This is a genomic window from Micromonospora sp. NPDC047467, assembly GCF_040643095.1.
In the GTDB taxonomy this organism is placed as follows: Bacteria; Actinomycetota; Actinomycetes; order Mycobacteriales; family Micromonosporaceae; genus Micromonospora.
Genome location: NZ_JBEYTO010000011.1, coordinates 69,860 through 83,949 on the forward strand (window position 1 = coordinate 69,860; position 14,090 = coordinate 83,949).

Genomic DNA, 14,090 nt, shown 5'->3' on the forward strand with positions numbered 1-14,090 from the left:
CCGGTCAGCCCAACAGTTGCGCGGTACGGAACAGGGCCAGGGCAAGCAGGATCAGCAGGATGATCGCGCCGCCGCCGACCTGCACCAGGGTGCGCCGGCCACGGGGCGCGTACGCGAGCACCAACGCCATCGCCGCACCGACCGCCAGGCCGCCCAGGTGCCCGGGGATCGAGATGCCCGGCACGGTCAATGTGAACACCAGGTTGATCACCAGGATGGGGATCACCTGGGAGATGTCCCGGCCCATCTTGCGCTCGATGATGATCAGCGCGGCGAAGAGGCCGAAGACGGCGGTGGACGCGCCGGCCGTGGCCGAGTTCTGTGCGCTGAACAGGTAGGCGGCCACGTTGCCGCCGAGGCCCGCGATCAGGTAGAGCGCGGCGAAACGCGCCCGCCCGAGGTTGGCCTCCAGCGAACGGCCGAGCACCCACAGCGCCCACATGTTGAGCAGCAGATGGATCACGCCGTAGTGCAGGAACATCGCGGTGACCAGGCGGTACCACTGACCGTCGGCGATGCCGCCGAGCGTGCCGTCGGGGAAGACCGCCAACCCGAGCACCGAACCCCAGTTGGTCAGCGGCGTGCTGCCGCCCATCAGACCGCCGAAGCCCGAACCGCCCACCGCCGCGTCGCCACCCCGGTCGGAGGCGATGGAGAGCAGCATGAACAGCACGTTCAGCGCGATGATCGCCTTGGTGACGTAGCCGTGCCGGCCGGCCGTACCACCACCGAAGGCGGTACGCGCCGGCCGGACACTGCGGCGTCCCTCGTTGACGCACTCCGGGCACTGGTGCCCGACGGACGCCTCCCGCATGCAGTCCGGGCAGATCGGCCGGTCGCAGCGGGTGCACCGGACATAGGTCTCCCGACCGGGGTGCCGATAGCAGACCGGGGTGGTCGGCGGGGACTCGCTCACCGGGCCGACCCTCCGTCCGTCACCGCGTGGTCCACCGGCACCGGCCGGTGCGGTGCTCCGGAGCGCTCAATCATGCGAGCAAAGGTACCTCGCGGGATCGTCAGGCAGCGGACCGCTCGATCTCGACCCGCTCGATGACGACGTCCTGCAACGGACGGTCGCTCGGGCCGGTCGGGGTGCTCGCGATCGAGTCGACGACCTTCACCGACGCCTCGTCGGCGACCTGCCCGAAGATGGTGTGCCGGTTGTTGAGGTGCGGCGTCGGGGACACCGTGATGAAGAACTGCGAACCGTTGGTGCCCGGTCCGGCGTTCGCCATCGCCAGCAGGTACGGCCGGTCGAAGCGCAGCTCCGGGTGGAACTCGTCGGCGAACTTGTAGCCCGGCCCGCCCCGGCCGGTGCCGGTCGGGTCGCCCATCTGAACCATGAATCCGCTGATCACCCGGTGCGAGATGGTGCCGTCGTAGTACGGACCACTGCCCGGCTGGCCGGTGCGCGGGTCGGTGTACTCCCGGTTGCCCTCGGCCAGGTCGATGAAGTTGCGGACCGTCTTCGGCGCGTGGTTCGGGAAGAGCTCCAGCCGGATCGGGCCAGCGTTGGTGTGCAAGGTGGCGTAGACAGCCTCGGCCACGGGTACTCCTCACTTGTTGGTCAGTTCCATGCGGATCCTCCCATGTGCCCGATCTGGCATCGCGGAGGCATCCGAAGGTGGAGGATGACGAAGGAACAACTCCCAGGAGGTGGGACCGTGTTTGGAATCGGGCGGCGTAAGTCCCAGGGTCAGCTGGCCAAGGCAGAGCTGAACCAGAGCATCAGCCACCTGATGCAAGCAGCCAACCACGCCGCTAAGGGCGCCGGCTCGACCGTCGGCCCGCGGGTGCAGGTTGCCCGCGGCTACGTCGGGCCGACCGCGGCGAAGGTGCGCGACCGCGCGTCGACCGGCTGGGGGACGACACTCACCACGCTGGCACCGCTGGCCGCGGCGGCCCGTGACGGCGCCGCGCAGGCAGGGCCGCTGACCAGGAAGGCCAGGTCGAAGAGCATGCGGATCACTGGCAGGAAGAAGCAGCCGCGTCGTCGCGGCTCGATGATGACCGGCCTTCTGGCAGCGGGTGCCATCGCGGGCCTAGCCGGCGCGATCGCCCTGCGTCGTCGCCGGGAGCAGCAGGAATGGGCCGAGTACGACCCGACCCGCACCCTGGAGCCGATGCGCGACGAGGTCGACTCGTTCGAGGTGCGTACCCCGTCGGCGACGAAGGGGAACGACGGGTCCGCCATGGCCGGGATGACCGGCGCGGGCAGCTCGGCGGTGGCCGGTGGTGACAGCGCCAGCACCACCACCCCGGCCAAGCCGACCAGCGTCCGCCCGACCGACAAGGTTCCGGCGGTCGCCGAGGGCGCCGAGGACGTCTCCGGACGCCCGGCCGACGACCTCACCAAGGCGCTGAGCAAGAACACGGCCCGCACCAACGGCCGCCGCTGACCCCAGCGGAAGCGCACCGAGCGCCGGCGACGCGGGTTCCCCCGCGCGCCGGCGCGCAGCTCTTCGGCGCCGGCGACGTGGTCAGAGCCAGCCGTTGCGGCGGAACCAGCGGTACAGGGCCAGGGAGACTCCGAGCATGAGGGCCAGGACGACGGGATAGCCGTACGTCATCTTCAACTCGGGCATGTTCTCGAAGTTCATGCCGTAGATGCCGGCGACGCCGGTCCAGAACGCGGCGATGGCGGCCCACGCGGCGATCTTGCGCATGTCGTTGTTCTGGTCGACGGTGACCTGGGCCAGCCGCGCCTGGAGGATGGAGTTCAGCAGGTCGTCGTAGGAGTTCACCTGCTCGACGGTGCGGCTCAGGTGGTCCTGCACGTCCCGGAAGTACCGCCGGATCTCCTTGGGCACGTCCCGGTTGACCTGGGAGGTCAGCGTCATCAGTGGCCGCTGCAACGGAATCACCGCCCGCTTGAACTCCACCAACTCCCGCTTCATCTGGTAGATCCGCTGGATCCGCCCGTGGCTGTTGCGATCGAAGACCTCGGCCTCCAACATGTCGAGGTCGTCCTCGAGCTGCTCGGCCACCTCCAGATAGAGGTCGACGACCCGGTCGGTCACGCCGTACGCCACCGCCCACGGGCCCTGCAGCAGCAACTCCTGCTTGGTTTCCAGGTCGGCGCGGACCGGGGAGAGCCGGCAGGCGTCACCGTGCCGGACGCTGATCAGGAAGTTCGGGCCGATGAAGAGCATCACCTGGCCGGTCTCGACGACCTCGGAGTTCTCGGTCAGCTCGGCGTGCTCGCAGTACCGGGCCGTACGCAGCACCAGGAAGGTGACGTCGTTGAAGCGCTCCAGCTTGGGCCGCTGCGCTGCCTTCACCGCGTCCTCGACGGCAAGCTCGTGCAGACCGTAGGTCTCCGCGATGGCGGTCATCTCGGTCAACTCCGGCTGGTGCAGCCCGAGCCAGACGAAACCGTGCACCTCACGGCGGGCCGCCTCCAGCGCGTCCGCGTACGTCCAGTCGCCGGGCTGCCGCTTGCCGTCGATGTAGAGAGCGCAGTCGACGACACCACTGCGCCCGGTGCCGGTGGGGGCCGGCGTCGGCGGCGAACCGTCGGCGTTGAGCATCCGGGTCACCGCCCGGACCGGGGACGGCCACGCCCGGGGTCGCAGCACCCGGCCGGTGCTCGACGGCACCGTCCGGCCCCGCTCTGCCCGATCCGTCATCGCGACACCTCCCCGCGCTCGGCTGCGGCTTGCAGGCTACGCCGATGGTCGCCACCGGCAGGTGTGACGGCGGTCGCGGAGGCGGCGCCGGGCGGGCCGGGTCGAGTCGGGGGTGAGAGGACGACACGGCCCACCCGGCGCCCTTGGGGGCGGGGGTTGTGCTGCGCGCGTGACCCGGACGGCACGGGGTGGCCACGATCGCCGTGACCCCCGCGACACCGCACGGGTGACGCTCGCAGCATTGTGAGCCGCCGGCCGCCCGGGCGGGAGCCCGGGACAGCCAGCATCATCGTTTTGTCGGGAACCCGACAGATATCAGCTCCGGATGGCCTCGACGGCGGCCGCGAGCCGACGGACACCCTCGTCGATCCGGTCGGCGGTCACCGCCGAGAAGGCCAGCCGCAGGGCGTGCTGCCCACCGTCCAGCACGAAGTCGCTGCCCTTGACCACGGCGACCCCGCGCTCGGCGGCCGCCGGAGCGAGCTGGTCCACCAGCACGTCCTCCGGGAACTCCACCCAGAGGAAGTAGCCACCGTCGGGCTCCACGAACCGGGCCTGCGGCAGGTGCCGGCGCAGCGACTCGGCCAGCACCTGGGCCCGCTCACCCAACGCCGCGCGGACGGTGTCGATCGAGCGGTCGATGTCACCGGAGACGCAGAACTGGTGCACGATCGCCTGGGACACCATGCCGGGCGAGATGTAGAGGCTCGTCGCGTTCTTGGCGATGTCGGCGATCAGGTCCGCCGAGCCGACCAGGTAACCGACCCGGACACCCGGGCAGACCGTCTTCGTGAAGCTCGACGCGTGCACCACCACGTTGCGGGTGTCCAGCGACAGCATCGACGGCAGCGCCTCGCCACGGAACCGGATGTCCGCGTACGGGTCGTCCTCGAAGATGATGAACTCGTACTCGGCGGCCAGGTCGAGCAGCTCGCGGCGCTTCTCCAGGGACAGCGTCACACCGGCCGGGTTCTGGTAGTTCGGGATGATGTGCGCGAGCCGGGGACGCACCCCGGACTCCAGCAGCTTGCGCAGCTCGGCGGTGTCCACGCCGTCCGGCTGGACCGGGACGCCGTACACCTCACTGCCCATCCGCTGGAGGTTGAGCAACGTGCGGTCGTACGTCGGGCGCTCCACCACCACTGCGTCGCCGGGACTGACCAGGTGGTCGAAGAGGAACGCGTCGGCCTGCAGCGACCCATTGGTGACCAGCACCTGGTTGGCTTCGACCCCGTGCTTGTCGGCGATCCACTTCCGCAGCGGAAGGTAGCCGACGGAGGTGCCGTACGCCGTGATCCCCGCAGGGTCGGCGTCGAAGGCGCGTACGGCGGCGGCCTTGAGCCCCTCGACATCGACGATGTCCAGCGAGGGCGCCCCACGGGCAAAGGAGATCAGCTGCTCGGCGGTCATGGACATTGAGCGTACGGGCGGCGGCGGGGAGCGCGCGGACGGCACGGCGATGTCCGCATCCTGAGCCACCGGGACGGGTGACCCGACTCCACCGGTCGCCGTCAGATCAGACCGGAAGTGCGAGCGAGTCGTGCTGCGCCGACCGGGAAAGCCCCTCAAGCTGCACGCCGAGGGCGTCGAGCAGGTGGCTCCAGTCGAAGTAGGAGCGCCACGCGACGATCCGACCCCGGCGGACCCGAACCACGTCGGCCACCTCCCAGCTCACCGACCGACCGGTGGGCGCGACGGTGCCGTACGGCGAGTGCAGCGTGCCGGTGTGGGTGCCGGTCAGGCGCAACTCCACGGCCGCGCCCCCGCCGGTGCGTACCGAGCCCTGCGGGTCGACCCGCAGGTCCGGAAAGGCACCCGTCCAGGTACGCAGCAACGCGGGCAGTTCGATCGGGCGGACCGTGACACCCGGCATGGCGTAGAACGCCTCCGGGGCGTAGAGATCCGGCAGCCGGGCCACGTCCCGACTCAGGAGCATGGCGTACTGCTGCTCGACCAGCCGCTCCGCGTCGCGCATCGGGCCCTCCCCCACGGGCGACGGCATCTCCGCGCCCGCACGGAATCCTTACCCGTCGATTCCGCCGGGCACACCCGCATCCGAGGACCGGTCAGGTCGTGGCGACCGCCGAACTCTCCGCCCAGACCCGCATGATGTCCCGCACGGAGATCACGCCGGCCACCTCCCGGCCGTCGAGCACCACGAGGTGCCGGAACCCGCCCCGGGCCATCGCGGCGGCCGCCTCGGCCACCGTCCACTCCGGCCCGGCATAGACGACGTCCCAGGTCAGGTGGGCGCCAGTGCGTTCCACGTCGGGGTCGAGGCCGGCGCCGATGGCCTTCAACACGTCGCGTTCGGTCATGATCCCGACCCCCTCGGACTCCGGGTCGATCACGACGGCCGACCCGACACCGCGGGCCGACATCATCCGGGCCGCCTGGCGGAGCGTGTGCTCCGGACCGACGACGAGGACCTGGCTGGACATCGCTTCCCGTACCTGCATCACGCATCACCCCTTTGGGACGGTGGCATCCGGTAGGGACATGGTGGTCGGTAGATGTTTCCTGGACAAGACCTACGGCATCGCCGACACACAGGGCCGCTCGCTACTGTCGAACGGTGTCCACCGAGCCCCTGCGCTGCGCCGGCGCGCTGATCGTCGACCACGACGGCCGCATCTTCTTTCAGCGCCGGTCGCCGCACCGACGCCTCTTTCCCAATTGTTGGGACATCGTCGGCGGGCACCTGGAGCCCGGCGAGGAAATCGACGAGGCGCTCGGTCGGGAGATCACCGAGGAGACCGGCTGGGTCCTGTCGCACGTCCTCGGTCAGGTAGGTGAGTATCAGTACGTCGGCGACGACGGCCTGGCCCGGATCGAACACGACTTCCTGGTCCGGGTCGACGGCGACCTCGCCCGTCCGACGCTGGAGGCCGGCAAGCACACCGAGTACCGCTGGCTGGCCGAGCACGACGTGACCGTGCTGGACGAGAACCGCGACGTCAACGACGGGCTGATCCGGCGGATCGCGGAGGAGGGCTTCGCCGTCCTGCGGTCGATCGGTCTGTGAACACCGTCGAACTGGCGCCGCACCGGACCGCCGGGCTGGTCGCACCGGCCGTGGACCGCGCGTACCGCGCCGGCATGCTGGCCGGTCACGACGGCGGCGGCGCGGAGCTGAGCCAGCGGTACGGCGGGCCGGCCGCCACCGGCTTCCTGATCGAGCTGCGCACCCGGCTGGCCGCACCCGGCGGCACCGTCGACGAGGCAGGGCTCGCGGCGATCACCCGGTACCTCGATCCGGTGGTCAGCCGTCGGGCGGTGGACAAACAGGTCGCCTACGGCATGATCCACCGCCGCCCCGACGGTGGGCTCTGCGCCACCGAGCGCGGAGCCGCCTTCCTGGCCGAGCTGTACCAGGTGCACGCGGAGGTCACCGAGGAGTTGTGGGCCGGGCACGACGAGCGGGTGGCGCGGCTGGTGGCGTCGCTCGGCCGGGTGTTGGCGTGCGCCCTGGTGCTGGCCGACGAGGCGGTCGCCCCGGACGGCTCGGCGTTCACCGCGATGGCACCGCCGTACGAACCGGACGGCACCCCGTCGGGCGTGCTGCTGCTCAACCGGCTCGGCACGCTGCGCTACCACCGGGCCGACGCGCACGCCGCCGCCTGGACCGCCGCCGGGCACACCGCGACGAGCGTCGCCGCCCTGGCACCCGGCCCGGAACGGCTCGCCATCGAGCTGGAGACCGACCGACGGGCGGCCGACCCGTACGCCGTGCTCACCGCCGAGGAGCGGCTGACCATGCTCGCCGACCTGGCCGCGTTGCCCGGCTGAGCCGGTTGGCCGGAGTCACCAGGCCGCCCAGGGCTATCCTCCACCGGTGACGGGGAGCAGCACGAGGGAGGATCTCGCGATGATCGGTTTGGTGCTCGCGGCCGGAGCAGGACGCCGGCTGCGCCCGTACACCGACACTCTGCCCAAGGCGTTGGTGCCGGTGGACGGCGAGACCACAATCCTGGACATCGCGCTGGGCAACCTCGCCGAGGTCGGGCTCACCGACATCGTGATCGTGGTCGGCTACGCGGCGGACGCGGTCGTCTCCCGCCAGGCCGAGCTGGAGAAGAAGTACGGGGTCACGCTCACCCTGGTGCACAACGACAAGGCCGAGGAGTGGAACAACGCCTACTCGCTCTGGCTGGCCCGGGAGTACTTCGCCCGCGGGGTGCTGCTGGTCAACGGCGACACCGTGCACCCGGTGAGCATCGAGAAGACCCTGCTCGCCGAGCGCGGCCCGGGCATCCTGCTCGCGGTGGACACCCTCAAGGCGCTGGCCGAGGAGGAGATGAAGACCACCTTCGACGCCGCCGGCCAGCTCACCCGCATCACCAAGATCATGGATCCGGGCGAGGCGTACGGGGAGTACATCGGCGCGACGCTGATCGAGCCGCAGGTCGCCGACGCGCTCGCCGACGCCCTGGAGGCGACCTGGCGGCGCGACCCGAACCTCTACTACGAGGACGGCTACCAGGAGTTCGCCGACCGGGGCGGCGAGGTGCGGGCGGCCCCCATCGGTGACGTCCCCTGGGTGGAGGTCGACAACCACGCCGACCTGGCCCGCGCGCGGGAGATCGCGTGCCGCTACTAGCGCGGAGCGTCCTCACCCCGCTGCACATCGACGTGCGGCGCGGCGCGGTGGCGGACCTGGCCGCGATCCTGGCCGACGGGCGGATCTCCGCCGGCGGGGACGTGGCCGTGGTGGTCGGGCCGGGCCAGGGCGCCCAGATCGCGGAGCTGATCCGTCCGTCACTACGGACGGCCGACGTGTTCACCGTCGCCGGTGCGACTCTCGACGCCGCAGACGATCTCGGCGGCAAGCTCCGCGCCCGGTCGTACGACGCGGTGGTCGGGATCGGCGGGGGCAAGACCATAGACGTGGCCAAGTACGCCGCCACCCGCCGAGGGCTCCCGATGGTCTCGGTGGCGACCAGCCTCGCCAACGACGGGATCGCCTCCCCGGTGGCCAGCCTCATCACCGACGGGATCAAGGGCTCCTACGGGGTGCACATCCCGATCGCGGTGATCGTCGACCTGGACTTCGTGGAGAGCGGCCCGGACCGGGTCAACCGGGCCGGCATCGGCGACGTCATCAGCAACATCAGCGCGTTGGCCGACTGGGAGCTGTCCCGGCAGGTACGCGGTGAGCCGGTCGACGGGCTGGCCGCGTCGCTGGCCCGGGCGGGTGCCGAAGCGGTGCTCAACCACCCGGGCGACATGACCGACGACGCGTTCGTCACCGTGCTGGCCGAGGCGTTGATCTCCAGCGGCCTGGCCATGGCGGTCTGCGGCACCAGTCGCCCGTCCAGCGGCGGTTGCCACGAGATCATGCACGCCATCGACGCGCTCTTCCCCGGCACCGCCTCACACGGCGAACTGGCCGGCCTCGGCGCGCTGTTCTGCACCTGGCTGCGCGGCGACCTGCCGCGTTTCGCCCAGATGACGGCCTGCCTGACCCGCCACAACCTGCCGGTGACGCCCGACCAGGTGGCACTGACCACCGACCAGTTCGTGGAGGCGGTGCAGTTCGCGCCGCGCACCCGACCCGACCGGTACACCATCCTCGAACACCTGGCGCTGTCGCCTACCGAGACGCGGGAGCGGCTGGCAGACTACGCCGGTGCAATCCGCGACCAGCTTGGCTGACCCCCGTCCCACCGTCGCCGACTTCCACCGGGTGAACCGGGGCGGCGGCCTGTTCAGCGAGTCGATCAGCCAGTGGCTGGGGGCCGTCTTCGCGCTGGTCGCCCAGCGGCTCGGGCTGCGCCCGACGGCGCTGACCCTCGCCAACCTGGTGCTCGGACTGGCCACCTCGATCACCGTGGTGGCGCTCGCCGGCCCGGTCGCCGCCGGTGACGTACCGGCCTGGGTGGTCGGCCTGCTCGCCCTGATCGGCTGGCAGGTGGCGTACTCCCTGGACTGCGCGGACGGCCAACTGGCCCGGGTGACGGGCCAGGGCAGCGCGGCCGGCGCCCGCATCGACATCCTCTGCGACGTAGCCGCGCAGATCGCCCTGGTGGCCGCGCTCGCCGCAGTGGCGGTGGCGCAGGAGCCATCCACTCCGACCTGGCTGGTGGCGACCTTCGCGGGCACCTGGATGGTCAACCTGGTGACGTCGGTGATGCAGTCCGGCCCGAACGCGGCCAGCATGGTCACCTCGACCTCGCTGCCGGTCCGGCTGGTGAAGCTGGTGCGCGACTACGGCGCGGTGATCTTCGTGGCCGCCCTGGTGCTGGCCGTGGCCCCCGCGCTGGTCCTCTGGGTGATGGTGGCGTTCACGGTGGTCAACGGCGGTTTCCTGCTCGCCAGCATCGCCTTCTCCGCCCGCGCCTCCCTGCGCTGACCCCCACCCCACCTCGCCGATCTTGCAGTTTCGGTCGTTGATATGGGCCTGATGCACTCTTTGTCGGGTCAGGAAGTGCAAGATCGCGGGTGCAAGGGTGGTCAGGTGCGGTGCGCGGTGCGGGCCATGCCCACGTAGATGTCGATGAGCTGCTTGGTGACCACGTCGGGGTGGAAGGTCCGCTCGTAGCGGGCGCGGGCGGCCGGGGCCAGCCCGGCAGCGCCGGCCCGGGCCACCGGGAGCGCGGCGGCCAGCGCGGCCGGCTCCGGGGCCACCACCCAGCCGGCCTCGCCGACGCCGATTCCGGCCGGCATCGGCGACCCGCCGCCTCCGGCGACGGCGGAGGCGACCTCGGCCGGCCCGGTGCCGGCGGGCTCGTGCGGGGCGTCCGCTCCGACGAGGTACGGGATGCCGCCCAACGCGGTGCCGAGCACCGGCCGGCCACTGGCCAGCGCCTCGATGATCACGGTCGGCAGCACGTCGTGCCACATCGACGCGGCGATCACCACCGCGCTCGCCTCGACCGCGGCCCGTACCCCGGCCCGGTCGAGCTGGCCGAGGTAGACCACGTCGGGTCGCTCCGCGGCGGCGGCCTCCACCAGCGGGCGCAGCTCGCCGTCGCCGGCCACCCGCAGCGTGCCCAGCGCGCCCACCGGGTGCCGCCGCCAGGCGTCCAGCAGCAGGTCCACGCCCTTCTCAGGCGAGAGCCGGGCCATGTAGAGGAATCCGTCACCCAGCGGCGCGGGCCGGCCCGGGTCGGGCACGGCGTTCGGCTTCACCACGATCCGATCGTCCGGAATGCCGTACTCGCGTAGGTGGTCGGCGATCGCGGTGGTGAGCGCGACGTACCGGTCCACCGACCGCCAGGTGCCCCGGTGCACGGCCAGGGTCGTCGCCATCAGGGCGCTCTGCGCCGCCGAGTCGCGATAGCAGCGGTGCTTGATCGCCGGTACGCCCAGCGCCCGGCCCTTGCAGTCCTGGCAGATCACCCCATCGCGGAAGTAGATCCCCGAGGAGCAGACCTGGCGGTAGTTGTGCACCGTCTGCACCACCGGCACGCCGTGCCGGTGCGCGGTCCGCACCACCCACGGCGAGATCAGGGGGTACGGGTTGTGCAGGTGCAGCGCGTCCGGCCGGTGTTCGGTGAGCAGCCGGCTCAGGTCCTGCTGGGCGCGCGGTGCCCAGATCGGCGAGATCGGCAGCAGCGCCTTGGCCGCCTTCGACATCGACGGGATCTCGTCCGAACTGCGGATGAACGGCAGCACCTCGACGCCTGCGGCGCTGAGCTGAGCGATCTCCGAGTCCACGATCGTGTTCTCGCCGGAGGGCTGAGCTTCCCGGTACCGGTTGTGCGCCACCACGATTCTCACGAGAAAGAAGGCTACCGTTGGGTCGTGCCCGAACTACCGGAGGTTGAGGCGCTCGCGGGTTACCTGCGACAGCGCGCGGTGGGGCGGCGTGTCGACCGGCTGGAGATCGCCGCGATCAGCGCCCTCAAGACGTACGACCCGGCACCGTCCGCGGTCGCCGGCCGGGCGGTCGTCGACGCCCGCCGGCACGGCAAGTTCCTCGACGTGTTCATCGAGGGTGACCTGCATCTCGTGGTCCACCTGGCCCGGGCCGGCTGGCTGCACTACCGGGAGGCGTTCCCGTCCACGACCCCGCTGCGCCCTGGCAAGGGTCCGATCGCGGTGCGGGTCCGCCTCGACGACGGCTCCGGCTTCGACCTGACCGAGGCCGGCACCCAGAAGAAGCTGGCCGCGTACCTGGTCACCGACCCGACGGCGGTGCCCGGCGTGGCCAAGCTCGGCCCGGACGCGCTCGCCGCCGACCTGCCCACCTTCACCGAGCGGCTGCGCAGCCGGCGCGGGCAGGTCAAGGGGGTGCTGACCGACCAGTCGGTGCTCTCCGGGGTGGGCAACGCGTACTCCGACGAGATCCTGCACGCCGCGAAGCTGTCCCCGTTCGCGATCACCGACCGGCTCACCGACGACCAGCTCGCCGGCCTGCACGCGGCGACCCGGCAGGTGCTCGGCGACGCCGTCGAGCGGTCCCTCGGTCAGCGCGCCGCGGAATTGAAGGGTGAGAAGCGCGCGGGGTTGAAGGTGCACGCCCGCGTCGGGCTGCCCTGCCCGGTGTGCGGGGACACCGTGCGGGAGGTGTCGTTCGCCGACTCAAGCCTCCAGTACTGCCCGACCTGCCAGACGGGCGGCAAGCCGCTCGCTGACCGACGGTTGTCCCGCCTCGTACGGTGAGTAATTCAACTCGGCGACTACAGAGCGGAATCGGCCCGACTGAGCCGAAGCTCCGGTCCACCGTTCTCGCCACACGCGTATCCATCGGTATAGTGGCCCGGTCCCCGGCTTCTGAAATGGTGCGGAGCCGGCCAGATCCCACCGACACCATCGGTCGCCAATCTCTTTCGGGGCGGCGACCGGTCGGAGCCCGCGTGGGAGACTGGGACGGTGGGCGACCCGGGCCCTCACGGCGAGTGAGCGGCACGTGTCATGCGGGAGGACATGGGTGAGGTGACGACTAGCCTCCAGCGCCCGGTAACCAACGAAGGCCGGAGCAGACTCGTGCGGCACGTCGACAGCTTCGAGATCCAGCCGCCGACGCCGCCGTCACACAACGGCGTCCCTCGGTCGGCGTGGACCAGGGCGCGACGTCGCGTCTCCCGTTGGCACCGCCCCTACATCGCGATCCTGCTGGTGCTCGACTTCGGCGCGGCGGCGTTCGCCAGCTGGATCGCTATCCAGCTCTTCGACCAGGCCGCCTCCGGCTTCTCCGGCACCCACCAGGACCCCACCTGGTTCCACACCATCTCCTATCTGCTGCTCCCGCTCGGCTGGGTGGTCATCCTCTGGAGCAACCGGGCCTACGACCGGCGCTATCTGGGGCTCGGGCCGGACGAGTTCAAGCGGGTGATCCGGGCCGCCGTCACGGTCGCGGCAAGCGTCTCCTTCCTCGCCTTCGCCACCAAGACCGCGCTGTCCCGGTGGACGGTGGGCACGGCCCTGCTCGGGGCGCTGCTGCTGATCCTGTGGGGCCGCTTCGTGGCCCGCTGGGCGCTGCACTACATCCGGCGGCGGGCCGGTCAGGCCGCGCACCGGATGGTGCTGGTCGGCACCCTGCCGGAGTGCCTGGAGGTGTATGCGGCGGTCACCCGCAGCCCGGCCGCCGGGCTGGTGCCGGTCGCCATCCACATCACCGACGGGTACGCGGCGGCGCGGGGGATGCCGACCCCGGTGCCGGTGCACGCCGGACGCGACGTCCTGGCCCTGGTCCGGGAGGTCGGTGGGGACACCATCGCGGTCTGCGGGTCGGCCAGCGCCGAGCCGGGCGAACTGCGCCGGCTGGCCTGGCAGTTGGAGGGCTCCGGCGTCGACCTGGTGGTCGCCCCGCAGCTCACTGACATCGCCGGCCCCCGGGTGCACATCCGGCCGATCGAGGGCCTGCCGCTGCTGCACGTCGAGGAGCCGACCCTGTCCGGGCCGGCGCTGCTGGCCAAGAACCTGATGGACCGGGTCGCCGCCGGCCTCGGCCTGCTGCTGCTGATCCCGCTCTTCGTCACCATCGCCGTGGCGATCCGGATCTCCGACCCCGGGCCGGTCTTCTTCCGCCAGCCCCGGGTGGGGCACGAGGGGCGCACGTTCCGGGTGTGGAAGTTCCGGACCATGTACGTCGACGCCGAGGACCGGCTGGCCAGCCTGACCGACCAGAACGAGACCGACGGCATGCTGTTCAAGATGAAGGAGGATCCCCGGGTCTTCCCGGTGGGTCGCTTCCTGCGGGCCTCCTCGCTGGACGAGCTGCCGCAGTTGATCAACGTGCTCTGGGGTGAGATGTCGCTGGTCGGGCCGCGCCCGCTGCCCGCCGACGACGGCGACTTCCTGGGCGACGTGCGGCGCCGGCTGCTGGTCCGTCCGGGCATGACCGGCCTGTGGCAGGTCTCCGGCCGCTCCGACCTGTCCTGGGACGAGGCCGTCCGACTGGACCTCTACTACGTCGACAACTGGTCGCTGGCGTACGACCTGAGCATCCTCTGGCGCACCGTCGGGGTGGTGCTCGCCCGAAAGGGCGCGTACTAGGGGCTTGGCGCGCCGGGC

15 protein-coding genes are annotated in these 14,090 nt (G+C 71.3%); 8 read left to right on the plus strand and 7 right to left on the minus strand.

All coding sequences use genetic code 11. The features are described from left to right. Positions 1–4: 4 nt before the first annotated feature. Together ABZ780_RS26705 and ABZ780_RS26710 are read right to left on the minus strand one after the other, a co-directional pair. Positions 5–916: a rhomboid family intramembrane serine protease gene (locus ABZ780_RS26705; RefSeq protein WP_357002959.1), complete on the minus strand. Its 912-nt coding sequence runs from the start codon at positions 914–916 to the stop codon at positions 5–7. Positions 917–1,016: 100 nt separating this feature from the next. Continuing rightward, the gene (locus tag ABZ780_RS26710) at positions 1,017–1,547 is read right to left on the minus strand and encodes a peptidylprolyl isomerase (RefSeq protein WP_357002961.1); all 531 of its coding nucleotides are present in this window, start codon (positions 1,545–1,547) and stop codon (positions 1,017–1,019) included. 84 nt (positions 1,548–1,631) lie between these two features. Here ABZ780_RS26710 and ABZ780_RS26715 point away from each other — a divergent pair, with 84 nt between their 5' ends. Continuing rightward, positions 1,632–2,399, plus strand: coding sequence for a hypothetical protein (locus ABZ780_RS26715; RefSeq protein WP_357002963.1), 768 nt, complete (start codon positions 1,632–1,634; stop codon positions 2,397–2,399). An 81-nt stretch (positions 2,400–2,480) separates the two neighbouring features. Here the strand turns inward: ABZ780_RS26715 and corA are convergent, their stop codons facing one another. The 4 genes from corA to ABZ780_RS26735 form a co-directional block, all read right to left on the minus strand. Continuing rightward, positions 2,481–3,629: a magnesium/cobalt transporter CorA gene (gene corA, locus ABZ780_RS26720; RefSeq protein ID WP_357487865.1), complete on the minus strand. Its 1,149-nt coding sequence runs from the start codon at positions 3,627–3,629 to the stop codon at positions 2,481–2,483. A gap of 315 nt (positions 3,630–3,944) precedes the next feature. Then, entirely contained in the window at positions 3,945–5,039 is a 1,095-nt protein-coding gene (locus ABZ780_RS26725) for a PLP-dependent aminotransferase family protein (RefSeq protein WP_357002968.1), read from the minus strand. Positions 5,040–5,145: 106 nt separating this feature from the next. Next, complete coding sequence (locus tag ABZ780_RS26730) at positions 5,146–5,604, minus strand: ester cyclase (protein WP_357487866.1); 459 nt, start codon at positions 5,602–5,604, stop codon at positions 5,146–5,148. Between the two features lie 91 nt (positions 5,605–5,695). Further along, a complete protein-coding gene (locus ABZ780_RS26735; RefSeq protein WP_357002972.1) occupies positions 5,696–6,088 on the minus strand; it encodes a CBS domain-containing protein in 393 nt (130 codons plus the stop codon). Between the two features lie 116 nt (positions 6,089–6,204). Here ABZ780_RS26735 and ABZ780_RS26740 point away from each other — a divergent pair, with 116 nt between their 5' ends. The 5 genes from ABZ780_RS26740 (at position 6,205) to ABZ780_RS26760 (ending at position 9,981) form a co-directional block, all read left to right on the plus strand. Continuing rightward, on the plus strand, positions 6,205–6,654 hold the full coding sequence (locus ABZ780_RS26740; RefSeq protein ID WP_357487867.1) for an NUDIX domain-containing protein: 450 nt from the start codon (positions 6,205–6,207) through the stop codon (positions 6,652–6,654). Then, complete coding sequence (locus ABZ780_RS26745; protein WP_357002976.1) at positions 6,651–7,418, plus strand: hypothetical protein; 768 nt, start codon at positions 6,651–6,653, stop codon at positions 7,416–7,418. The genes ABZ780_RS26740 and ABZ780_RS26745 overlap by 4 nt, the downstream gene beginning before the upstream one ends. A gap of 79 nt (positions 7,419–7,497) precedes the next feature. Then, complete coding sequence (locus ABZ780_RS26750; protein WP_357487868.1) at positions 7,498–8,229, plus strand: phosphocholine cytidylyltransferase family protein; 732 nt, start codon at positions 7,498–7,500, stop codon at positions 8,227–8,229. Further along, positions 8,217–9,284, plus strand: a complete 1,068-nt coding sequence (locus tag ABZ780_RS26755; RefSeq protein WP_357002980.1) for an iron-containing alcohol dehydrogenase family protein — start codon at positions 8,217–8,219, stop codon at positions 9,282–9,284. Before ABZ780_RS26750 ends, ABZ780_RS26755 begins: the two co-directional genes overlap by 13 nt. Continuing rightward, positions 9,259–9,981, plus strand: a complete 723-nt coding sequence (locus ABZ780_RS26760) for a CDP-alcohol phosphatidyltransferase family protein (protein WP_357487869.1) — start codon at positions 9,259–9,261, stop codon at positions 9,979–9,981. Before ABZ780_RS26755 ends, ABZ780_RS26760 begins: the two co-directional genes overlap by 26 nt. 101 nt (positions 9,982–10,082) lie before the next feature. Here the strand turns inward: ABZ780_RS26760 and ABZ780_RS26765 are convergent, their stop codons facing one another. Next, complete coding sequence (locus ABZ780_RS26765; protein ID WP_357487870.1) at positions 10,083–11,351, minus strand: glycosyltransferase family 4 protein; 1,269 nt, start codon at positions 11,349–11,351, stop codon at positions 10,083–10,085. 24 nt (positions 11,352–11,375) lie between these two features. On the opposite strand from ABZ780_RS26765, the gene ABZ780_RS26770 reads away from it, so the two are divergent. After that, on the plus strand, positions 11,376–12,236 hold the full coding sequence (locus ABZ780_RS26770) for a DNA-formamidopyrimidine glycosylase family protein (protein ID WP_357487871.1): 861 nt from the start codon (positions 11,376–11,378) through the stop codon (positions 12,234–12,236). A gap of 264 nt (positions 12,237–12,500) precedes the next feature. Beyond that, positions 12,501–14,072, plus strand: a complete 1,572-nt coding sequence (locus ABZ780_RS26775) for a sugar transferase (RefSeq protein ID WP_357487872.1) — start codon at positions 12,501–12,503, stop codon at positions 14,070–14,072. Positions 14,073–14,090: the final 18 nt, after the last annotated feature.

What these genes read in the sequence shown, in the direction of transcription:
- ABZ780_RS26775 (WP_357487872.1), top strand. Translation starts at nt 12,501, where the DNA reads ATGGGTGAGGTGACGACTAGCCTCCAGCGCCCGGTAACCAACGAAGGC.
- ABZ780_RS26735 (WP_357002972.1), bottom strand. Translation starts at nt 6,088, where the DNA reads ATGCAGGTACGGGAAGCGATGTCCAGCCAGGTCCTCGTCGTCGGTCCG.
- corA (WP_357487865.1), bottom strand. Translation starts at nt 3,629, where the DNA reads ATGACGGATCGGGCAGAGCGGGGCCGGACGGTGCCGTCGAGCACCGGC.
- ABZ780_RS26730 (WP_357487866.1), bottom strand. Translation starts at nt 5,604, where the DNA reads ATGCGCGACGCGGAGCGGCTGGTCGAGCAGCAGTACGCCATGCTCCTG.
- ABZ780_RS26715 (WP_357002963.1), top strand. Translation starts at nt 1,632, where the DNA reads ATGACGAAGGAACAACTCCCAGGAGGTGGGACCGTGTTTGGAATCGGG.
- ABZ780_RS26750 (WP_357487868.1), top strand. Translation starts at nt 7,498, where the DNA reads ATGATCGGTTTGGTGCTCGCGGCCGGAGCAGGACGCCGGCTGCGCCCG.
- ABZ780_RS26725 (WP_357002968.1), bottom strand. Translation starts at nt 5,039, where the DNA reads ATGACCGCCGAGCAGCTGATCTCCTTTGCCCGTGGGGCGCCCTCGCTG.